At 63.8% G+C, this 21,769-nt stretch carries 20 protein-coding genes; 19 read left to right on the plus strand and 1 reads right to left on the minus strand.

The annotated features are described in order from the left end of the window. The first annotated feature begins 16 nt into the window (after positions 1 to 16). The 6 genes from LOY51_RS01250 to LOY51_RS01275 all read left to right on the plus strand — a co-directional run bounded on the left by LOY51_RS01250 (position 17) and on the right by LOY51_RS01275 (position 6,925). Positions 17 to 1,378, plus strand: coding sequence for an aspartate aminotransferase family protein (locus LOY51_RS01250; RefSeq protein ID WP_258644124.1), 1,362 nt, complete (start codon positions 17 to 19; stop codon positions 1,376 to 1,378). A gap of 169 nt (positions 1,379 to 1,547) precedes the next feature. After that, on the plus strand, positions 1,548 to 2,645 hold the full coding sequence (locus tag LOY51_RS01255) for a polyamine ABC transporter substrate-binding protein (RefSeq protein WP_258644125.1): 1,098 nt from the start codon (positions 1,548 to 1,550) through the stop codon (positions 2,643 to 2,645). Positions 2,646 to 2,805: 160 nt separating this feature from the next. Further along, positions 2,806 to 3,900: a polyamine ABC transporter substrate-binding protein gene (locus tag LOY51_RS01260; protein WP_258644126.1), complete on the plus strand. Its 1,095-nt coding sequence runs from the start codon at positions 2,806 to 2,808 to the stop codon at positions 3,898 to 3,900. A gap of 75 nt (positions 3,901 to 3,975) precedes the next feature. Continuing rightward, entirely contained in the window at positions 3,976 to 5,118 is a 1,143-nt protein-coding gene (potA, locus tag LOY51_RS01265; RefSeq protein ID WP_110992168.1) for a polyamine ABC transporter ATP-binding protein, read from the plus strand. Further along, on the plus strand, positions 5,115 to 6,035 hold the full coding sequence (locus LOY51_RS01270) for an ABC transporter permease subunit (protein WP_167409790.1): 921 nt from the start codon (positions 5,115 to 5,117) through the stop codon (positions 6,033 to 6,035). Before potA ends, LOY51_RS01270 begins: the two co-directional genes overlap by 4 nt. Further along, a complete protein-coding gene (locus LOY51_RS01275; protein ID WP_125462197.1) occupies positions 6,032 to 6,925 on the plus strand; it encodes an ABC transporter permease subunit in 894 nt (297 codons plus the stop codon). The genes LOY51_RS01270 and LOY51_RS01275 overlap by 4 nt, the downstream gene beginning before the upstream one ends. A 101-nt stretch (positions 6,926 to 7,026) precedes the next feature. Here the strand turns inward: LOY51_RS01275 and LOY51_RS01280 are convergent, their stop codons facing one another. After that, positions 7,027 to 7,482: an REP-associated tyrosine transposase gene (locus LOY51_RS01280; RefSeq protein ID WP_258644127.1), complete on the minus strand. Its 456-nt coding sequence runs from the start codon at positions 7,480 to 7,482 to the stop codon at positions 7,027 to 7,029. A gap of 343 nt (positions 7,483 to 7,825) precedes the next feature. Here LOY51_RS01280 and LOY51_RS01285 point away from each other — a divergent pair, with 343 nt between their 5' ends. The 13 genes from LOY51_RS01285 (at position 7,826) to LOY51_RS01345 (ending at position 21,713) form a co-directional block, all read left to right on the plus strand. Beyond that, entirely contained in the window at positions 7,826 to 8,914 is a 1,089-nt protein-coding gene (locus LOY51_RS01285; protein ID WP_125462200.1) for an efflux RND transporter periplasmic adaptor subunit, read from the plus strand. Next, a complete protein-coding gene (locus LOY51_RS01290) occupies positions 8,911 to 9,978 on the plus strand; it encodes an efflux RND transporter periplasmic adaptor subunit (protein ID WP_258644128.1) in 1,068 nt (355 codons plus the stop codon). Before LOY51_RS01285 ends, LOY51_RS01290 begins: the two co-directional genes overlap by 4 nt. Continuing rightward, entirely contained in the window at positions 9,975 to 13,025 is a 3,051-nt protein-coding gene (locus tag LOY51_RS01295) for an efflux RND transporter permease subunit (protein WP_125857096.1), read from the plus strand. Before LOY51_RS01290 ends, LOY51_RS01295 begins: the two co-directional genes overlap by 4 nt. A 232-nt stretch (positions 13,026 to 13,257) precedes the next feature. Continuing rightward, positions 13,258 to 13,440 (plus strand): sulfur starvation response protein OscA, encoded by a 183-nt coding sequence (gene oscA / locus LOY51_RS01300; protein WP_016712582.1) that lies wholly within the window; start codon positions 13,258 to 13,260, stop codon positions 13,438 to 13,440. A gap of 48 nt (positions 13,441 to 13,488) precedes the next feature. Further along, positions 13,489 to 14,496, plus strand: coding sequence for a sulfate ABC transporter substrate-binding protein (locus LOY51_RS01305; protein ID WP_258644130.1), 1,008 nt, complete (start codon positions 13,489 to 13,491; stop codon positions 14,494 to 14,496). Between the two features lie 206 nt (positions 14,497 to 14,702). After that, positions 14,703 to 15,521 carry a sulfate ABC transporter permease subunit CysT gene (gene cysT, locus LOY51_RS01310; protein WP_110992174.1) on the plus strand — a complete coding sequence of 273 codons (819 nt, stop codon included), beginning with the start codon at positions 14,703 to 14,705 and terminating at the stop codon, positions 15,519 to 15,521. A gap of 13 nt (positions 15,522 to 15,534) precedes the next feature. Then, entirely contained in the window at positions 15,535 to 16,407 is an 873-nt protein-coding gene (gene cysW / locus LOY51_RS01315; RefSeq protein WP_110992175.1) for a sulfate ABC transporter permease subunit CysW, read from the plus strand. A gap of 3 nt (positions 16,408 to 16,410) precedes the next feature. After that, the gene (locus tag LOY51_RS01320) at positions 16,411 to 17,400 is read left to right on the plus strand and encodes a sulfate/molybdate ABC transporter ATP-binding protein (protein ID WP_110992176.1); all 990 of its coding nucleotides are present in this window, start codon (positions 16,411 to 16,413) and stop codon (positions 17,398 to 17,400) included. A 365-nt stretch (positions 17,401 to 17,765) separates the two neighbouring features. Beyond that, the gene (locus LOY51_RS01325; RefSeq protein WP_125857098.1) at positions 17,766 to 18,563 is read left to right on the plus strand and encodes an energy transducer TonB; all 798 of its coding nucleotides are present in this window, start codon (positions 17,766 to 17,768) and stop codon (positions 18,561 to 18,563) included. Between the two features lie 30 nt (positions 18,564 to 18,593). Further along, positions 18,594 to 19,316 carry a MotA/TolQ/ExbB proton channel family protein gene (locus tag LOY51_RS01330; RefSeq protein WP_125857099.1) on the plus strand — a complete coding sequence of 241 codons (723 nt, stop codon included), beginning with the start codon at positions 18,594 to 18,596 and terminating at the stop codon, positions 19,314 to 19,316. 1 nt (position 19,317) lies between these two features. Then, positions 19,318 to 19,719: an ExbD/TolR family protein gene (locus LOY51_RS01335; RefSeq protein ID WP_110992180.1), complete on the plus strand. Its 402-nt coding sequence runs from the start codon at positions 19,318 to 19,320 to the stop codon at positions 19,717 to 19,719. A 339-nt stretch (positions 19,720 to 20,058) separates the two neighbouring features. Continuing rightward, the gene (ssuE, locus tag LOY51_RS01340) at positions 20,059 to 20,652 is read left to right on the plus strand and encodes an NADPH-dependent FMN reductase (RefSeq protein WP_125462205.1); all 594 of its coding nucleotides are present in this window, start codon (positions 20,059 to 20,061) and stop codon (positions 20,650 to 20,652) included. 95 nt (positions 20,653 to 20,747) lie between these two features. Then, a complete protein-coding gene (locus LOY51_RS01345; protein ID WP_110992182.1) occupies positions 20,748 to 21,713 on the plus strand; it encodes a sulfonate ABC transporter substrate-binding protein in 966 nt (321 codons plus the stop codon). Positions 21,714 to 21,769: the final 56 nt, after the last annotated feature.

Here is a 21,769-nt window from a genome sequence, read left to right on the forward strand (position 1 = left end):
GACCATGGAGAAGCACATGAGCGTCAACAACCCGCAAACCCGTGAATGGCAGACCCTGAGCGGCGAGCACCACCTTGCACCTTTCAGCGACTACAAGCAGCTGAAGGAGAAGGGGCCGCGCATCATCACCAAGGCGCAGGGCGTGCATTTGTGGGACAGCGAGGGCCACAAGATCCTCGACGGCATGGCCGGCCTGTGGTGCGTGGCGGTCGGCTATGGCCGTGAAGAACTGGTGCAGGCGGCAGAAAAGCAGATGCGCGAGCTGCCGTACTACAACCTGTTCTTCCAGACCGCTCACCCGCCCGCGCTGGAGCTGGCCAAGGCGATCACCGACGTGGCCCCCGCGGGCATGACCCATGTGTTCTTCACCGGCTCCGGCTCCGAAGGCAACGACACCGTGCTGCGCATGGTCCGCCACTACTGGGCGCTCAAGGGCAAGCCGCACAAGCAGACCATCATCGGCCGCATCAACGGCTACCACGGCTCCACCTTCGCCGGCGCGTGCCTGGGCGGCATGAGCGGCATGCACGAGCAGGGCGGCCTGCCGATCCCAGGCATCGTGCACATTCCTCAGCCGTACTGGTTCGGTGAGGGCGGTGACATGAGCCCCGACGACTTCGGCGTGTGGGCTGCCGAGCAGCTTGAGAAAAAGATTCTGGAAGTGGGCGAAGACAACGTCGCCGCCTTCATCGCCGAGCCGATCCAGGGCGCTGGCGGTGTGATCATCCCGCCAGAGACCTACTGGCCGAAGGTCAAGGAGATCCTGGCGAAGTACGACATCCTGTTCGTCGCCGACGAAGTGATCTGTGGTTTCGGCCGCACCGGCGAGTGGTTCGGCTCCGACTACTACGACCTCAAGCCTGACCTGATGACCATCGCCAAGGGCCTGACCTCCGGTTACATCCCCATGGGCGGTGTGATCGTGCGTGACAAGGTGGCCAAGGTGATCAGCGAAGGGGGTGACTTCAACCACGGCTTCACCTATTCCGGCCACCCGGTGGCGGCCGCTGTGGGCCTGGAAAACCTGCGCATCCTGCGCGACGAGCACATCGTCGAGAAGGCGCGCACGGAAGTGGCACCCTACTTGCAAAAACGACTGCGTGAGCTGCAGGACCACCCACTGGTGGGCGAAGTGCGCGGCCTGGGCCTGCTCGGCGCGATCGAGCTGGTCAAGGACAAGGCCACCCGCAGCCGTTACGAGGGCAAGGGCGTGGGCATGGTCTGCCGCAACTTCTGCTTCGAAAACGGCCTGATCATGCGCGCCGTGGGCGACACCATGATCATCGCCCCGCCGCTGGTGATTACCCATGCCGAGGTGGACGAACTGCTGGAGAAGGCGCGCAAGTGCCTGGATTTGACATACGAAGCGATCAAATGACGGTCTGCTAGGCTGGCGAGGTGACATTAAGTCATTACAAGGCTCTGGTTGTGTTGAAACAGCGCCTTGTAACTTGCCAGACTAACGGCTGTTTCAGTCGCCCAGCGCGTGCACCGTGGGCCCTGGCTGCTGAACAGATGGCTTGATAATAAATTCTGGAGCATTACGCATGAAGAAATTGGGCAAGACGCTGCTGGCCGCCGCCCTGATGGGTGCCGTGGCGACCGCTGTTCAGGCTGATGACAAAGTGCTGCACGTCTACAACTGGTCGGACTACATCGCCCCGGACACCGTGGCCAACTTCGAGAAGCAGACGGGCATCAAGGTCGTCTACGACGTCTTCGATAGCAACGAAACCCTCGAAGCCAAGCTGCTGGCGGGCAAGTCGGGCTACGACATCGTCGTGCCGTCCAACAACTTCCTGGCCAAGCAGATCAAGGCTGGCGTCTACCAGGAGCTGGACCGTTCCAAGCTGCCCAACTGGAAAAACCTCGACCCGGCCCTGCTCAAGGCCGTCGGCGACGCCAGCGACCCAGGCAACAAGTTCGCCTTCCCGTACATGTGGGGCTCCATCGGCATCGGCTACAACCCGGAGAAGGTCAAGGCCGCGCTGGGCGTGGACAAGATCGATTCGTGGGACGCCGTTTTCAAGCCTGAGAACATCGCCAAGCTCAAGAGCTGCGGCGTGAGCTTCCTCGATGCACCGACCGAGATGATCCCGGCCGCGCTGCACTACCTGGGCAAGCCAAGCGACAGCACCAAGAAAGAAGACCTGAAGGCCGCCGAAGACCTGTTCCTCAAGATCCGTCCTTCGATCACCTACTTCCACTCCTCCAAGTACATCTCGGACCTGGCCAACGGCAACATCTGCGTGGCCGTGGGTTACTCGGGTGACCTGGAGCAGTCCAAGGCCCGTGCCCACGAGGCCGGCGACAAGGTCAAGCTGAGCTACACCATTCCCAAGGAAGGTGCCGGCACCTTCTACGACATGGTTGCCATTCCTAAGGACGCCGAGAACGTCGAAGCGGCCTACAAGTTCATGGACTACCTGCTGCAACCGGAAGTGATGGCCGGCATTACCAATGCCGTGCGCTTCCCGAACGGCAACAAGGCGGCCACCCAGTTCGTGGACAAGGACATTACCAGCGACCCGGCTATCTACCCTTCCGATGAAGTGAAGGCACAGTTGTACGCCATCAAGGCGCCGGAGAAGGCTGCCCAGCGCGACATCACCCGTAGCTGGACCAAGATCAAGTCGGGCAAGTAAGCCCGATGCGGGACCCTCTGGGCCGGGCCTTTGCGGCCCAGAGGCAGCTTTAGGCAAATAAGTTTGCGGCATCGAAGCCGTGAAGGTAAGTTGCGCGCCGGTTTTGCGTGAGCGGCCAGGTTTTCCGCCCGCAAAGGCACTGATTGTAAGGAGCCCCCACTTGTCTATTTCTGTATTGCGCAAGGCCTTGATGGCTGGAGCGGGCCTGACGCTGGCTTGCAGCGTCCAAGCGGCGCCCACGGTGCATATCTACAACTGGTCCGACTACATCGGGCCGACCACCCTCGCGGATTTCGAGAAAGAAACCGGTATCAAGCCGGTGCAGGACGTGTTCGATTCCAACGAAACCCTGGAAGGCAAGCTGCTGGCCGGCAAGACCGGCTATGACGTAGTCGTGCCGTCCAACCATTTCCTCGGCAAGCAGATCAAGGCGGGCGCGTTCCAGAAGCTCGACAAGGGTCTGCTGCCCAACTATGCAAACCTCGACCCGGCGCTGATGAAGCGCCTCGAGAAGAACGACCCGGGCAATCAATACGCCGTGCCCTACCTGTGGGGTACCAACGGCATCGGCTACAACGTCGAGAAGGTCAAGGCGGTGCTGGGCACCGACAAGATCGACTCCTGGGCCGTGCTGTTCGAACCCGAGAACATGAAGAAGCTCAGCAAATGCGGCGTGGCCTTCCTCGACTCGGCCGACGAGATGCTCCCGGCGGTGCTCAACTACATGGGCCTGAGCCCCAACAGCACCGACCCTGAAGACTACAAGAAGGCCGAAGCCAAGCTGTTGGCCGTGCGCCCCTACGTGACCTACTTCCACTCTTCGAAATACATCACCGACCTGGCCAACGGCGACATCTGCGTCGCGGCAGGTTTCTCCGGTGACGTGTTCCAGGCCAAGGCCCGCGCTGCTGAAGCGAAGAAGGGCGTGAACCTGGCCTACGCAATCCCGAAAGAAGGCGGCAACCTCTGGTTCGATGTGCTGGCGATCCCCAAGGACGCCAAGAACCTCAAAGAGGCCCACGCCTTCATCAACTATTTGCTGAAGCCTGAGGTTATCGCCCAGGTCAGTGATTACGTCGGTTACGCCAACCCGAACCCCAAGGCTGGCGACCTGATGGACCAGGCCGTGAGGACTGACGCCGCGGTTTATCCACCGCAGGAAGTGCTGGACAAGATGTTCGTCAACGCAGAGTTGCCACCCAAGGTGCAGCGCCTGATGACCCGTAGCTGGACCAAGGTCAAGTCGGGCAAGTAACAACAATCCAGGCCCGCCACGGCCCCTGTAGCAACAGGCCGTGTGGGCATATAAATCTTGTTGGGAGTTTCACTCATGGCAGTTGCCTCCGGTGCCTATAAGAAAGCCCTCGAGGGTGGCCAGCAACCCAAGCAGGTGCTGGTCAAAATCGACCGGGTCACGAAGAAGTTCGACGAAACCATAGCCGTGGACGATGTGTCCCTGGAAATCCGCAAAGGCGAGATCTTCGCCCTGCTGGGTGGCTCCGGTTCCGGTAAATCGACCCTGCTGCGCATGCTCGCCGGCTTCGAGCGCCCGACCGAGGGGCGGATCTTCCTCGACGGTGTCGACATCACCGACATGCCGCCCTACGAGCGGCCGATCAACATGATGTTCCAGTCCTACGCGCTGTTCCCGCACATGACCGTGGCGCAGAACATCGCCTTCGGCCTGCAGCAGGACAAGATGCCCAAGGCCGAGATCGACGCCCGCGTGGCCGAGATGCTCAAGCTGGTGCACATGACTCAGTACGCCAAGCGCAAGCCGCACCAGCTGTCCGGTGGCCAGCGCCAGCGTGTGGCCCTGGCCCGTTCGCTGGCCAAGCGCCCCAAGCTGCTGCTGCTCGATGAACCGATGGGCGCGCTGGACAAGAAGCTGCGCTCGCAGATGCAACTGGAGCTGGTGGAGATCATCGAGCGCGTGGGCGTGACCTGCGTGATGGTGACCCACGACCAGGAAGAGGCCATGACCATGGCCCAGCGCATCGCCATCATGCACCTGGGCTGGATTGCCCAGATCGGCAGCCCGATCGACATCTATGAAACCCCGACCAGCCGCCTGGTCTGCGAGTTCATCGGCAACGTCAACCTGTTCGAAGGTGAAGTGGTCGAAGACGCCGAAGGCCACGCCGTCATTGCCAGCCCGGAGCTGGAGCGCAAGATCTACGTCGGCCACGGCATCACCACCTCGGTGGAAGACAAGCACATCACCTACGCCCTGCGCCCGGAGAAACTGCTGGTCACCACCACGCAGCCAACCTGCGAGCACAACTGGTCGCGTGGCAAGGTTCACGACATCGCCTACCTCGGTGGCCACTCGGTGTTCTACGTCGAGCTGCCCAGTGGCAAGGTCGTCCAGTCGTTCGTCGCCAACGCCGAGCGTCAGGGCACCCGCCCTACCTGGGGTGACGAAGTGTACGTGTGGTGGGAAGACGACAGCGGCGTGGTACTGCGGTCATGAAACTGCGCAAGCTCAAGCGAGCCTTCCAGCGCCTGACCCCGGAGGGGCGGCACCTGGTGATCGGCGTGCCGTTCATCTGGCTGTTCCTGTTCTTCATGCTGCCGTTCTTCATCGTGTTGAAGATCAGCTTCGCCGAAGCCGATGTGGCGATCCCGCCCTACACCGAGATCTACACCTATCTCGAAGGCAAGGTGCAGCTGGTGCTGAACCTGGCCAACTATGGCCTGCTCACCGAAGACGAGCTGTACATCTCGGCCTACCTCGGTTCGTTGAAGGTCGCCCTGTTCAGCACCCTGCTGTGCCTGCTGATCGGCTACCCGATGGCCTATGCCATCTCCAAGGCCAAGAAGGAGTCGCAGACCGTCCTGCTGCTGCTGATCATGATGCCGACCTGGACTGCGATCCTGATCCGCGTCTACGCCTGGATGGGCATCCTCAGCAACAACGGGCTGCTCAACAGCTTCCTGATGTGGCTGGGGCTGATCGACCAGCCGCTGCAGATCCTCAACACCAACCTGGCGGTGTATATCGGCGTGGTCTATTCGTACCTGCCGTTCATGATCCTGCCGCTGTACGCCAACCTGGTGAAGCACGACGAAAGCCTGCTCGAGGCCGCATCGGACCTGGGTTCGAGCACCTTCAACAGCTTCTGGAAAATCACCGTGCCGCTGTCCAAGAACGGCATCATCGCCGGTTGCATGCTGGTGTTCATCCCGGTGGTGGGCGAGTTCGTGATTCCTGAACTGCTCGGCGGCCCGGAAACCCTGATGATCGGCAAGGTTCTGTGGCAGGAGTTCTTCAACAACCGTGACTGGCCGGTAGCGTCCGCGCTGGCAGTGGTGATGCTGGCGATCCTGATCGTGCCCATCCTGCTGTTCAACCGCAGCCAGGCCAAAGAGATGGAGGGTCGGGCATGAAACGCTTCAGTTTCTCCAACCTGATGCTGATCATCGGCTTGCTGTTCATCTACCTGCCGATGCTGATCCTGGTGATCTACTCGTTCAACGCCTCCAAACTGGTGACGGTGTGGGGCGGCTGGTCGGTGAAGTGGTACGTCGGCCTGCTCGACAACAGCCAGCTGATGGGTTCGGTGATGCGCTCGCTGGAGATCGCCTGCTACACGGCGGTCGCCGCCGTGGCACTGGGCACCCTGGCGGCCTTCGTGCTGACCCGGGTCACCCGCTTCAAGGGCCGCACGCTGTTCGGTGGCCTGGTCACCGCGCCGCTGGTGATGCCCGAGGTGATCACCGGTCTGTCGCTGTTGCTGCTGTTCGTGGCCATGGCGCAGATGATCGGCTGGCCCCAGGAGCGTGGCATCGTCACCATCTGGATCGCCCACACCACGTTCTGCGCCGCCTACGTGGCGGTGGTGGTGTCGGCACGCCTGCGTGAGCTGGACCTGTCGATCGAAGAAGCGGCCATGGACCTGGGTGCCAAGCCGTGGAAGGTGTTCTTCCTGATCACCATCCCGATGATCGCGCCATCGTTGGCGGCGGGCGGCATGATGTCGTTCGCCCTGTCGCTGGACGACCTGGTGCTGGCCAGCTTCGTGTCCGGCCCCGGCTCGACCACGCTGCCGATGGAAGTGTTCTCGGCCGTGCGCCTCGGTGTTAAGCCCGAGATCAACGCCGTGGCCAGCCTGATCCTGCTGTCGGTGTCGCTGGTGACCTTCCTGGTCTGGTACTTCAGCCGCCAGGCCGAAGAACGTCGCCGCAAGGCGATCCAGCAGGCCATCGAGGAAGGCGCCGCGGCCAACGTTTCGCAGCCGCAGGTGCGTCGCCCCGCTCAGGTCGCCACTTCGGCCTGAGTCCTTCGCGGGTAAACCCGCTCCCACAGGGACGGCGGTGTCCTCGGACATGGCGCCAGCCCTGTGGGAGCGGGTTCACCCGCGAATGCTTCACCCCGGTTTCAAAGCCAGATGGCATCCCAATGCGGATACTCCCTGACACTCCCCACCAGCCCAGCCCGCAATGGATTGGCAACGATATACCTGGCAACCCATTTCACATCCTGGTCTCGACGTAGTGCTCTGTCCTGATAGCCGGGCTGCCATACCGGGTCCTGCTCAACTCCCGACTTGTGCAAGGCCAGGCTCGATCGCGATTTGAATCTGCGCATCAGCGTGGCAAGCGTCACCGAATGCAGCTCGATAAGCCAATGCTGATGGTCTGGCATGACCACCCACGCCAGCGATTGGCAAGATTGTTCCTGGTCGGATCTGCGCAGTTCGTTGATGACGAGCCGGGCATTATGGAAATCCATGAACAATGGTTTTCGTTGGTGGGTGATGGTGGTCAGTAAATAGATCCGGCCCGGTTCAGAGAACCGTCCTCGGCGGAGCAGATACGACTGGGCCAGGCTCATGCAGGTCGTCCTTGAATAGGGGCTCGCCATGAACACTAGTGGCGCGTCTTGAAACCACGCGTGGCTGATGTTTTCAGAATGTGGCAGCGGTCGTAGACCATTGATCCAGTTCGGCCCTGTGGGAGCGGCTTTAGCCGCGAAGCGGGCAACGCGGTGCTTGGCACCGGCAACGCCGGTGTTCGCGGGTAAACCCGCTCCCACAGATACCGCGCCAGATTTCAGATTTGATGCAAGACAGTTGCTCCCACAGGGGAATTGCCCACCGTCCCATGCCGTTTGTCGATCCCTGATCTACGCTTCTCCCACGCGTCGTACAAACCATTCGTACAAGCGAGGAGCCTGCATGTCGGTATCGCATCCGATCATGGTCGGTGGCCTGGGGCTGTTGTTGATGCTTGCGGGCTGTGACAAGGAAGAAGCCGCCCCGGTATTGCCCAGGGTTGCGGTGCAACAAGTCCAACCTACCGATTTCGCCGCCCGGGTCACCCTCACCGGCGACGTGCAGGCGCGGGTGCAGACCGACCTGTCGTTTCGCGTGGGCGGCAAGATCATTTCCCGCAGCGTCGATGTGGGCGACCACGTCAAGGCCAACCAGGTGCTCGCGCGCCTGGACCCGAAAGACCTGCAGAACACCGTCGATTCGGCCAAGGCCGAGGTGTTCGCCGAACAGGCGCGGGTGACCCAGAGCAGCGCCGCGTTCATCCGCCAGCAGAAGCTGCTGCCCAAGGGCTACACCAGCCAGAGCGAATACGATTCCGCCGAAGCCGCCCTGCGCAGCAGCCAGAGCGCGCTAAAGGCGGCCCAGGCGCAGTTGGCCAATGCCAACGAGCAGCTGAGCTATACCGCCCTGGTGTCCGAGGCCGATGGCGTGATCACCGCGCGCCAGGCCGAAGTGGGGCAGGTGGTGCAGGCCACCATGCCGATCTTCAGCCTGGCGGTGGACGGCGACCGCGACGCGGTGTTCAACGTGTACGAATCCCTGCTGGTCAAGCCGCCCAGTGACGAAGGCGTGGTGGTCAGCCTGCTGGACAACCCGGCGGTGAAGGCCGAAGGCCGGGTTCGCGAGATCACCCCGACAGTGTCCGCCGAAAGCGGCACGGTGCAGGTCAAGGTGGCCCTGCGCAACGTGCCGGCCGGCATGCAACTCGGTTCGCCGGTGACCGCCACCGGCAACGCCCAGGGCCGACCAAGCATCGAGTTGCCCTGGGCCGCGCTGACCAAGGCGCTGCATGAGCCCGCAGTGTGGGTGGTGGGCGAGGGCGACAAGGTCGAGCTGCGCAAGGTCCAGGTGTCGCGCTACCTCACCGGCAAGGTGGTGATCGCCGACGGTATCAAGGGCGGCGAGACCGTCGTGGTGGGCGGCGGGCAATTGCTGCACCCCGGCATGCAGGTGGTGAAAGTCACCGCCAAGGACGGAGGGGCCGCGCCATGAAACGCCTGTTGTCGATCCTCTGCGCCAGCCTGATGCTCGGTGCCTGCGGCGGTGAAGAGATGGCGCCGGAGATGATCCGCCCCGTGCTGTCGACGCTGGTCGAGCCGCAAGTGCAATCGCAACTGGGGCGTTTCGCCGGCACCATCCAGGCGCGCTTCGAAAGCACCCTCGGTTTTCGCGTGTCTGGGCGTATCGCCCGGCGCTGGCTGGATGTCGGTGCCCGGGTGCAGCCCGGCGATACCCTGGCCACCCTCGACCCTACCGATCAACAGAACCAGCTGCGCGCCGCCGAAGGCGACCTGGCCAAGGTCCAGGCGCAGTGGATCAACGCCCAGGCCAACGCGCGCCGCCAGCAGCAGCTGTACGACCGTGGCGTCGGCGCCCAGGCCCAATTGGATATCGCCCAGACCGACCTGAAGACCACCAGCGCGGCGCTGGAGCAGGCCCGCTCGGCGCTCAGCCAGGCCCGCGACCAGTTGGACTACAGCACCCTGCGCACCGACCATGCCGCCGTGGTCACCGCCTGGCAGGCCGAAGCCGGGCAGACCGTCAGCGCAGGCCAGGCCGTGGTCACCCTGGCACGCCCGGACATCAAGGAAGCGGTGATCGACCTGCCGATCCCCCTGGCCGAGCAGTTGACCAAGAACCTGACCTTCACCGTGGCCTCGCAGCTCGACCCGAGCATCAACACCACCGCCACCTTGCGCGAGCTCGAGCCCCAGGCCGACGCCACCACCCGCACCCGGCGTGCCCGGCTGACCCTGGCCAGCACCCCGGATGCGTTCCACCTGGGCACCGCGATCAGCGTCACCCTGAGTTCGGCGGTGAGCCCGCGCAGCGAGCTGCCACTGACCGCACTGCTCGAACGCGATGGCAAGACCCAGGTGTGGGTCGTCGACCCGCAACAGAAAACCGTGGCCACCCGTGACGTCGCGCTGCTCGAACGCACCGCCGACCGCATCGTCCTGGCGTCCGGCGTGCAGCCCGGGGAGCGGGTGGTGACGGCCGGTGTGAACAGCCTCAAGCCTGGCCAGAAAGTGACCTTCGACGAGGACCCGCAATGAAAGGAAGCTTCAACCTCTCGGAGTGGGCCCTCAAGCACCAGTCCTTCGTCTGGTACCTGATGTTCGTCGGCGTGCTGATGGGCATCTTTTCGTACTTCAACCTGGGCCGTGAGGAAGACCCGTCCTTCACCATCAAGACCATGGTGATCCAGAGCCGCTGGCCGGGTGCGACCCAGGACGAAACGCTCTACCAGATCACCGACCGCATCGAGAAGAAGCTCGAAGAACTCGATTCGCTCGACTACGTGAAGAGCTACACCCGCCCTGGCGAGTCCACGGTCTATGTCTACCTGCGCGACACCACCAAGGCCAAGGACATTCCCGAGATCTGGTACCAGGTGCGCAAGAAGATCCAGGATATTCGCGGGCAGTTCCCCCAGGGCATCCAGGGCCCGGCCTTCAACGACGAGTTCGGCGACGTGTTCGGCTCGATCTACGCCTTCACCGCCGACGGCCTGACCCTGCGCCAGTTGCGCGACTATGTGGAGGTGGCCCGCGCCGAAGTTCGCGAGGTGCCCAACATCGGCAAGATCGAGCTGATCGGCACCCAGGACGAGGTGCTCTACCTGAACTTCTCGACCCGCAAGCTGGCGGCCCTGGGCATCGACCAGCGCCAGGCCATGCAGGCCCTGCAGCAACAGAACGCGGTGACCCCGGCCGGGGTGATCGAGGCGGGGCCGGAGCGCATCTCGGTGCGCACCACCGGGCAGTTCGCCTCGGAGAAAGACCTGGAAACGGTGAACTTGCGCATCAACGACCGGTTCTTCCGCCTGGCCGACATCGCCGACATCGAGCGCGGCTACGTCGACCCGCCTGCGCCGATGTTCCGCTACAACGGCCAGACCGCCATTGGCCTGGCGATCGGCATGAAGGCCGGCAGCAACATCGAGGTGTTCGGCGCGGCGCTGAAAGAGAAGATGGACGAGGTGGTGCGCGACCTGCCGGTCGGCGTGGGCGTGCACAACGTGTCCGACCAGGCCGTGGTGGTCAAGCAGGCGGTCGGCGGCTTCACCAGCGCGCTGTTCGAGGCCGTGGTGATCGTGCTCGCCGTGAGCTTCGTCAGCCTCGGCATACGCGCGGGGCTGGTGGTGGCCTGCTCGATTCCGCTGGTGCTGGCCATGGTCTTCGTGTTCATGGAGTACAGCGACATCACCATGCAGCGGATCTCGCTCGGCGCGCTGATCATTGCCCTGGGCCTGCTGGTGGACGATGCGATGATCACCGTCGAGGTGATGGTCACGCGGCTGGAGATGGGCGAGACCAAGGAGCAGGCGGCCACGTTCGCCTACACCTCGACGGCCTTCCCGATGCTTACCGGCACCCTGGTGACGGTGGCCGGCTTCGTGCCGATCGGCCTCAACGCCAGCTCCGCGGGCGAATACACCTATACCCTGTTCGCGGTGATCGCCGTGGCCCTGATCGTGTCCTGGGTGGTGGCGGTATTCTTCGCCCCGGTGCTCGGCGTGCACATCCTCAATAGCAAGGTGAAGGCCCACGAGGCCAAGCCCGGGCGCCTCGACCGGGCGTTCGAGGGCGGGTTGCTGTGGTGCATGCGCAATCGCTGGCTGACCATCATCGGCACCATCGTCCTGTTCGCCCTGGCGCTGTTCTGCATGCGCTTCGTGCAGAACCAGTTCTTCCCGTCCTCGGACCGCCCGGAAATCCTCGTCGACCTCAACCTGCCGCAGAATGCCTCGATCGAGGAAACGCGCAAGGTGGTCGACCGCCTGGAGGCCAGGATCAAGGACGACCCGGACCTGGTGCGCTGGAGCACCTACATCGGCCAGGGCGCGATTCGTTTCTACCTGCCCCTCGACCAGCAGTTGCAGAACCCCTACTACGCCCAGCTGGTGATCGTCAGCAAGGGCTTCGAAGAGCGCCAGGGCATGATGGACCGCCTGCAGAAGCTGCTGCATGAGGAATTCGTCGGCGTGGGCACCAACGTGCAGTCGCTGGAGATGGGCCCGCCAGTGGGGCGGCCGATCCAGTATCGGGTCAGCGGCAAGGACATCGACCAGGTGCGCCGGCATGCCATCGAGCTGGCAACCTTCCTCGACAGCAACGAGCACATCGGCGAGATGATCTACGACTGGAACGAGCCCGGGAAGGTGCTGCGCATCGAGATCGCCCAGGACAAGGCCCGTCAGTTGGGGCTGTCGTCCGAGGACGTGGCCAACGTGATGAACAGCATCGTCAGCGGTGTGCAGGTCACCCAGGTCAACGACAACATCTACCTGGTCAACGTGGTCGCGCGCGCCGAGGACAGCGAGCGTGGTTCGCCCGACACCTTGCAGAACTTGCAGATCGTCACGCCCAGCGGCGCGTCGATTCCGCTGCTGGCCTTCGCCACCGTGCGCTACGAGCTGGAGCAGCCGCTGGTGTGGCGGCGTGACCGCAAGCCGACCATCACCATCAAGGCCTCGGTGGTCGGCGACATCCAGCCCACCGACCTGGTGGCCCAGCTCAAGCCGGGCATCGATGAGTTTGCCAGCAAGCTGCCGGTCGGCTACGAGGTGGCCACCGGGGGTACGGTCGAGGAGAGCGCCAAGGCCCAGGGCCCGATCCGCAAGGTCGTGCCGCTGATGCTGTTCCTCATGGCGACCTTCCTGATGATCCAGTTGCACAGCGTGCAGAAGCTGTTCCTGGTGGTCAGCGTGGCGCCCCTGGGGCTGATCGGCGTGGTTGTGGCGCTGGTGCCCACGGGCACGCCCATGGGCTTCGTGGCGATCCTCGGGATTCTTGCCCTGGCCGGCATCATCATCCGCAACTCGGTGATCCTGGTGACCCAGATCGACGAATTCGAGGAACAGGGCCTGTCGCCCTGGGAGGCGGTGCTGGAGGCCACCAACCATCGCCGGCGGCCGATCCTGCTGACGGCGGCGGCCGCCAGCCTGGGCATGATCCCGATTGCCCGCGAAGTGTTCTGGGGGCCGATGGCCTACGCCATGATCGGCGGCATCATCAGTGCAACGCTGCTGACGCTGCTGTTCCTGCCGGCGCTGTACGTGGCCTGGTACAAGATCCGCGAGCCGCAAAAGACTCCCTGAGAACCACGCGGACCCTGTGGGAGCTGGCTTGCCAGCGATGGCGTCGTCAGCCTCACCGACGCTATCGCTGGCAAGCCAGCTCCCACAGGGTTCGTCGTTCACGCTAATGGTTATATAAACATTCTTAAACAGTATTTTTAAGAATAACCCCGCCTCACTACTATGGCTCTCACGCCAGGCGCATATCCCCTTCAATCCTCTGCCCGGCACCCTTACTCCAAGGAGAACGAGCATGAGTGCATCACTGCGCAGCATCGACGGTCAGGACGAAGCCACCATCTTGCGTGAAATCCAGAGTGCCCTGCGCGACCTGCGCTTCGGCGCCGTGGAGATCACCGTGCACAACGCCCAGGTGGTGCAGATCGAACGCAAGGAGAAGTTCCGCCTGCAGCAGCCCGGCAACAAGGCCGGCTGACCACGCAACAACCCCTAATTAGAAAAAATGCCAATCGGGAGCTTCACCATGTCCATCCGCCGTTATGCGCTTGCCGCCCTGGCCAGCGCCGTTTTTGCCGGTTCCGCGATCGCCAAGGACTTCGAACTGTTGAACGTGTCCTATGACCCGACCCGCGAGCTGTACCAGCAGTACAACGCCGAGTTCATCAAGCACTGGCAAGCCGCTCACCCGGGCGACAAGGTGAAGATCCAGCAATCCCACGGCGGTTCGGGCAAGCAGGCCCGCGCGGTGATCGATGGCCTGCGCGCCGACGTGGTCACCCTGGCCCTGGCCGGCGACATCGATGAAGTCGCCAAGCTCGGCAAGACCCTGCCGGAGGACTGGCAGAAGCGCCTGCCGGACGCCAGCACCCCGTACACTTCGACCATCGTGTTCCTGGTACGCAAGGGCAACCCGAAAGGCATCAAGGACTGGGGCGACCTGATCAAGAAGGACGTCTCGGTGATCACCCCCAACCCGAAAACCTCCGGCGGCGCCCGCTGGAACTTCCTCGCCGCCTGGGCCTACGGCCTGAAATCCGGCGGTAGCGAAGACAAGGCCAAGGCCTACGTGCAGGAGCTGTTCAAGCACGTACCGGTGCTGGATACCGGCGCCCGTGGTTCGACCATCACCTTCGTCAACAACGGCCAGGGCGATGTGCTGCTGGCCTGGGAGAACGAGGCCTTCCTGGCGCTGAAAGAAGACGGTGGCGCCGACAAGTTCGAGATCGTCGTGCCGTCGCTGTCGATCCTCGCCGAGCCGCCGGTGGCCGTGGTCGACAAGAACGCCGAGAAGAAGGGCAACGAGCAGATCGCCGAGGAATACCTCAAGCACCTGTACAGCCCGGCTGGCCAGAAGATCGCCGCCGAGAACTTCTACCGTCCGCGTGACGCGAAAGTCGCCGCCGAGTTTGCCAAGCAGTTCCCGAAACTGGACCTGGTGACCATCGACAAGGACTTCGGTGGCTGGAAGACTGCGCAGTCGAAGTTCTTCAATGACGGCGGTGTGTTCGACCAGATTTATCAGGCACAGTGATCGGCAATGAAATGAATAGGAGCGGGGCCGCTTTGCGGCCCTTTCGCCGGCAAGCCGGCTCCCACAGGAAGCGGGTATGCACTGCAACTGTGGGAGCTGGCTTGCCAGCGAAAGGGTTGCGTAGCAGCCCCACAAAGAAAACCCTTCAGTAGCCTGCATGTGCCCGGGACCGACCCCGGGCTTCGTGCGTTCAACCAGGGACCTTTATGTCACGTCGTATATCCCCCGTCATACCCGGCTTCGGGCTGACGCTGGGCTACACCTTGGTGTACCTCAGCCTGATCGTGCTGATACCGCTGGCGGCCATGTTCATCCATGCCTCGCAGCTGACCTGGGAGCAGTTCTGGAACATCGTCAGCGCGCCGCGGGTCATCGCCGCGCTGAAGCTGAGTTTCGGCACCGCCCTGTTTGCCGCCATCATCAACGGCGTGATCGGCACCCTGCTGGCCTGGGTGCTGGTGCGCTACACCTTCCCCGGGCGCAAGATCATCGACGCGATGATCGACCTGCCGTTCGCCCTGCCCACGGCCGTGGCCGGTATCGCCTTGACCGCGCTGTACGCGCCGGCAGGCTGGGTCGGCCAGTTCGCCACCGACCTGGGCTTCAAGATCGCCTACACCCCACTGGGCATCACCCTGGCACTGACCTTCGTCACCCTGCCGTTCGTGGTGCGCACGGTGCAGCCGGTGCTGGCCGACATCCCGCGTGAAGTGGAAGAGGCCGCCGCCTGCCTGGGCGCGAAGCCCTTGCAGGTGTTCCGTCACATCCTGGCGCCGGCGCTGCTGCCAGCCTGGCTGACCGGCTTCGCCCTGGCCTTCGCCCGCGGCGTGGGCGAGTACGGTTCGGTGATCTTCATCGCCGGCAACATGCCGATGAAGACCGAGATCCTGCCGCTGCTGATCATGGTCAAGCTCGACCAGTACGACTACACCGGCGCCACCGCCATCGGCGTGCTGATGCTGGTGGTTTCCTTCATCCTGCTGCTGCTGATCAACTTGCTGCAGCGGCGCATCGAAACCCCTTGAAGGAGGCCCGCTAATGTCTTCATCGACCCTTGGCGCGAGCGCTGCCGCCAACGCCGCCCGGCGTGGCAGCGCCACTTCGCGCCGCGTGCTGATCACCCTGGCCTGGATCGTCTTCGCCCTGTTCCTGGCCTTGCCGCTGGTGATCGTGGTGTCCCAGGCGCTCAAGAACGGCTTCGGTACTTTCTTCGAGGCGATCTTCGAGGCCGATGCGCTGTCGGCGCTCAAGCTCACCCTGCTGGCGGTGGCCATCTCGGTGCCGCTGAACCTGCTGTTCGGGGTCAGTGCCGCCTGGTGCGTGAGCAAATACACCTTCCGTGGCAAGAGCCTGCTGGTGACCCTGATCGACCTGCCGTTCTCGGTGTCGCCGGTGATCGCCGGCCTGGTCTACGTGCTGATGTTCGGCGCCCAGGGCCTGTTCGGTCCGTGGCTGCAGGACCACGATATCCAGATCGTGTTCGCCCTGCCGGGCATTGTCCTGGCGACCATCTTCGTCACCGTGCCGTTCGTGGCCCGTGAACTGATCCCGCTGATGCAGGAGCAGGGCACCCAGGAAGAAGAGGCCGCGCGCCTGCTCGGCGCCAACGGCTGGCAGATGTTCTGGCACGTCACCCTGCCGAACATCAAATGGGGCCTGATCTACGGCGTGGTGCTGTGCACCGCGCGGGCGATGGGCGAGTTCGGCGCGGTGTCGGTGGTGTCCGGGCATATCCGTGGCGTTACCAACACCTTGCCGCTGCACGTGGAGATCCTCTACAACGAGTACAACCATGTCGCGGCCTTCAGCGTGGCCAGCCTGTTGCTGATCCTGGCGCTCTTCATCCTGCTGCTCAAGCAGTGGAGCGAGAACCGTATTAACCGCCTGCGCCACAGCGCCGCGGAGGAATGATTCATGTCGATCGAAGTTCGTAATGTCAGCAAGCGCTTCAACAGCTTCCAGGCCCTGAACGCCATCAACCTGGATATCCACAGCGGCGAGCTGGTGGCCCTGCTCGGCCCGTCCGGCTGTGGCAAGACCACCCTGCTGCGCATCATCGCCGGCCTGGAAACGCCGGACGACGGCAGCATCGTGTTCCACGGCGAGGATGTCTCGGGCCACGACGTGCGTGACCGTAACGTCGGCTTCGTGTTCCAGCACTACGCGCTGTTCCGCCACATGAGTGTGTTCGACAACGTCGCGTTTGGCCTGCGCATGAAACCCAAGGGCGAGCGCCCGAGCGAGAGCAAGATCGCCGAGAAGGTCCATGAGCTGCTGAACATGGTCCAGCTCGACTGGCTGTCCGACCGTTACCCCGAGCAGCTGTCCGGTGGCCAGCGCCAGCGTATCGCCCTGGCCCGTGCCCTGGCGGTGGAACCCAAGGTGCTGCTGCTCGACGAGCCGTTCGGGGCGCTGGATGCCAAGGTGCGCAAGGAGCTGCGCCGCTGGCTGGCGCGCCTGCACGAGGACATCAACCTGACCTCGGTGTTCGTCACCCACGACCAGGAAGAGGCCATGGAAGTGGCCGACCGCATCGTGGTGATGAACAAGGGCGTGATCGAGCAGATCGGCTCGCCGGGCGAGGTGTACGAGAAGCCGGCCAACGATTTCGTCTACCACTTCCTCGGCGACTCCAACCGCCTGGCGCTCAGCGAAGGGCACCATGTGCTGTTCCGTCCGCACGAAGTGTCGCTGTCGCGCCATGAAACCGAAGGCCACCATGCCGCCGAGGTGCGTGACATTCGCCCGCTGGGCGCGACGACCCGGGTGACCTTGAAGGTGGAAGGGCAGAGCGAGCTGATCGAGGCCGAGGTGGTCAAGGACCACGACAGCCTGACCGGGCTGGCGCGCGGCGAGACGCTGTTCTTCCGGCCGAAGGTGTGGCAGAAGGTGGCCGATATCTGAGCGACTGGATGTGAATGAAGAACCCGGGCCTGGTCCCGGGTTTTTTTTGCCTGCACCATCGTATTCGCGGGTAAACCCGCTCCCACAAGGACCGGCGCCAAAGTCTGTGGGAGCGGGTTTACCCGCGAACGAGGGCGCAGCCCTCGCAGCGATTCGATGCCTTTCACAAATATTTTCAATGCAGGCCAGGCATCGTTGACTTGGCGGCCTGCTACAAGCCACGAACGACGCGGCCTGCAAACAGCACATCAAAATCAATATTCATAAAAGCTATAACGTTAACTTTAAACATTACTTTATGGCCTAAGCCCCTGCCGTCGATGATTCAGCCACACACCTGAATCGAGACCCCAGGAGTTTCAGCAATGGGTAATGTCCAGTCGGCCGTCAGGGCCTTTGAGCAGCCATGGCACCCGGCATCGGGCGACCTGGTCGAGCTCGGACGCACACTGCGCCTGCCGCTTGGCCAGTTGCGCCTGCAGCGCACGCCGGTGAGCGGCCTCAAGCGCCGCGACAAGCTCGCGCTGGGCCTGCTGGTGCTGGCGCTGCATGGCGCCGCCGCCTACTGGATCAGCCAGGCGCCGACCCCGGCGCTGCCGGTCGTGCCGCCGCAGATCCCGCCCATGACCATCGAGTTCGCCGCGCCCGCCCCGCCGATCGTAGAGCCGCCGCCACCTGCCCCGGCACCGCCTGTGGTGGAACCGCCACCGCCGGTGGTCGACGAGCTGGCCGCCAAGCCAAAGCCCAAGCCGAAACCGGTGCCCAAGCCGGTGGCCAAGCCGCAACCCAAGCCGCAGCCGAAACCGGTCGAAGCACCGCCGCCAACGCCGGTGGCTGCCCCTGCACCGCCTGCGCCAGCCGCACCGCCCGCGCCGGCCCCGGTGACCCCGGCATCGGCCAACGCCGCGTACCTGAAGAACCCGGCCCCCGAGTACCCGCAGATGGCCCTGCGCCGTGGCTGGGAAGGCACCGTGCTGCTGCGCGTCGAGGTGCTGCCCAGCGGCAAGCCCGGGCAGATCCAGCTGCAGAAGAGCAGTGGCCGTGACGCCCTGGATGCTGCCGCGCTGGCCGCAGTCAAGCGCTGGAGTTTCGTCCCCGCCAAGCAGGGCGACGTGGCCCTGGCCGGCTGGGTCAGCGTACCCATCGATTTCAAGCTTCGTTAATTCGCCACCGCACAAAGGAAGGACATCACCATGAGCCTGTTGGCATCCCCCCTCGAATCCGTTGAAAGCGCCGTCATCTGGCTGTTGGTCGGTTTCTCCGTGGCCACTTGGGCGCTGGCCCTGGTCAAGGTTGTGCAGTTCGTGCGCCTCAAGCGCCAGGACAAGCGCTTTCACCAGCAGTTCTGGGCCGCATCCAGCCTCGACTCCGCCGCCGAAATCAGCCACCAGCAACCCGGCCCCGCCGCCCGCGTCGCCCAGGCCGGTTACGCCGCCATCGCCGTCGGCGAACCCGGCCAGGCCAATGACCTGAGCCAGGCCATCAACCATCAGGACCGCCTCGAGCGTGCCCTGCGCCAGCAGATCGTGCGCGAGCGCCGCTCGCTGGAAACCGGCCTGGCGGTGGTCGCCAGTATCGGCAGCACTTCGCCCTTCATCGGCCTGTTCGGCACCGTGTGGGGCATCATGGAAGCGCTCAAGGGCATCAGCGCGGCAGGTTCCGCCAGCCTGGAAACCGTGGCCGGCCCGATCGGCGCGGCGCTGGTCGCCACCGGCGTGGGTATCGCCGTCGCGGTGCCGGCAGTGCTGGTCTACAACTACTTCCTGCGCCGCCTCAAGCTGACCGCTGCCGACCTCGACGACTTCGCCCACGACTTCTACAGCCTGGCGCAGAAGAGTGCCTTCCGCGTGCTGCTGCACCCGGCGGTGCAGCGCCAGCAGGCCGGCTTCAACCAAGCTGTGAAGGAGGCCTCCTGACATGGCCTTCTCGACCCAGGACAGCGATGAAGTATTGAGTGAAATCAACGTCACGCCACTGGTGGACGTCATGCTGGTGCTGCTGGTGGTGTTCATCGTCACCGCGCCGCTGCTGACCAACGCCATCCCCATCAACCTGCCCAAGACCGAGGCCGTGGCCCCGGTGGAGCAGAAGGACCCGCTGGTGGTGAGCATCGATGGCAGCGGCAAGCTGTTCATCAACAAGGACGAGATCCAGCCCGACCTGCTGGAAACCAACCTCAAGGCCGCCAAAGGCAAGGACGCCGAGCTGCGCGTGCAGCTGCAGGCCGACGATGGCGTGAACTACGGCGAAGTCGCCCGGGCCATGGCGGCCATCGAACGGGCCGGCATCACCAAGCTGGCGGTGATTACCGCGCGCTGACCGGCAATACCCTCTTCAGGCAAGTGCTTATGGGCCATTTTCCTTGGCAGGGGATGGCCCTTTTTTTATGGGACCTTCACTGCACTGTGTTGCGTTGCTGGTGCTGGCCTCATCGCTGGCAAGCCAGCTCCCACAGGGTTCGCGCATGGCGGGGTATATGCGGTCGAGGTGGGAGCTGGCTTGCCAGCAATGAGGCCTGAGGGATTGCATAGTCATAAAACGAATAAACAAATGAAAAAATATGATTTATGGATATATGTGACCAGCTGTTAAGGTCAGTTCCATCCAGCGGGGCCAACCCCTCGCGGCCCTGCAATCGAATCGAAGGAAGCGCTTTCAATGCTGGTTGTTTCTGTCGGTGGTAGCCCCAGTCTTCGTTCACGCTCCGGCGTGCTGCTAGAACGCACCCGCGACTGGCTGCAGGAGCGCGGTGTCGAAGTGGTGACCTTCCAGGTGCGTGAGTTCAACGCCGAAGACCTGCTGCACGCGCGCTTCGACAGCCCGCAGGTGCGTCACTTCATCGAACTGGTGGCCCAGGCCGACGGCCTGGTGGTGGCCACCCCGGTGTACAAAGCCTCGTTTGCCGGCGCGCTGAAGACCCTGCTCGACCTGCTGCCCGAGCGTGCCCTGGAGCACAAGGTGGTACTGCCGGTGGCAACCGGCGGCAGCATCGCCCACATGCTTGCCGTGGACTACGCGCTCAAGCCGGTGCTGTCTGCCTTGAAGGCGCAGGAGACCCTGCAAGGGATCTTCGCCGACGACAGCCAGATCGCCTACGGCGAAGGCAACCGCCCTGCACAGCTGGCCCCGGCCCTGGAGCAGCGCCTGCAGGATTCGCTGGAAACCTTCCATGGCGCCCTGGCGCGGCGGCCTCGGCCGGTCGCACCGGGTGTGCTCAACGAACGCCTGCTCAGTGCCCGCTGGAGCATCTGAGCCACTGATCCATCGCTTCACTGCTGTCCCACCTTACTCGCCCGTCAACGAGGCAAGCAGGTGCAACCCGAACCCAACTCGCACAGGAGAGCGCCATGCGCACAGTCTTCTTGCGTCGTGGTCTGGTCGCCCTGTTTGCGGCGGCTGTGTCCTTCGGCGCCATTACCCAAGCCCAGGCCGAGAGCCTGCGTATCGGTTACCAGAAATACGGCACCCTGGTGCTGCTCAAGGCCAAGGGCTCGCTGGAGAAGCGCCTGAAGGAACAGGGCATCGACGTGCAATGGACCGAGTTCCCCGGCGGCCCGCAGCTGCTTGAAGGGCTCAACGTCGGCTCGATCGACTTCGGTGTCACCGGTGAAACCCCGCCGGTATTCGCCCAGGCCGCGGGCGCCGACCTGCTCTACGTCGCCTATGAGCCGCCAGCCCCGCACAGCGAGGCGATCCTCGTGCCCAAAGGCTCGTCGATCCAGTCGGTGAAAGAGCTCAAGGGCAAGAAAGTCGCGCTGAACAAAGGCTCGAACGTTCATTACCTGCTGGTGCGTGCCCTCGAAGACGCCGGCCTCAAATACACCGACATCCAGCCGGTCTACCTGCCGCCGGCCGACGCCCGCGCCGCCTTCGAGCGTGGCAGCGTCGATGCCTGGGTGATCTGGGACCCGTACCAGGCCGCCGCCGAGCAACAGCTGCAGGCGCGTACCCTGCGTGACGGCAAGGGCCTGGTCGACAACCACCAGTTCTACCTGGCCACCCGCAGCTACGCCACGCAACACCCGGCGGTGATCAACACCCTGGTCGAGGAAGTGCGCACCGTGGGCCAGTGGTCCCAGGCCAACCCCCAGGAGGTGACCGACCAGGTCGCGCCGCTGCTCGGCCTGCCCGCCGACATCACCCTGACCTCGGTGAAGCGCCAGGGCTACGGTGCCGCGCCGCTGACCCCGGAAGTGATCGCCGCGCAGCAGAAGATCGCCGACACCTTCCAGGCCCTGAAGCTGATCCCCAAGCCCTTGAGCATCAAGGACGTGATCTGGACACCCCCCGCCAAGGTCGCCAGCGCGCCTTGACCGATTCGCCAGCGCCGGGGCCAGGCCCCGGCTCGAGCCACCCTTGAGGAGACAAC

It is taken from the genome of Pseudomonas sichuanensis, assembly GCF_024749065.1.
GTDB lineage: Bacteria > Pseudomonadota > Gammaproteobacteria > Pseudomonadales > Pseudomonadaceae > Aquipseudomonas > Aquipseudomonas sichuanensis.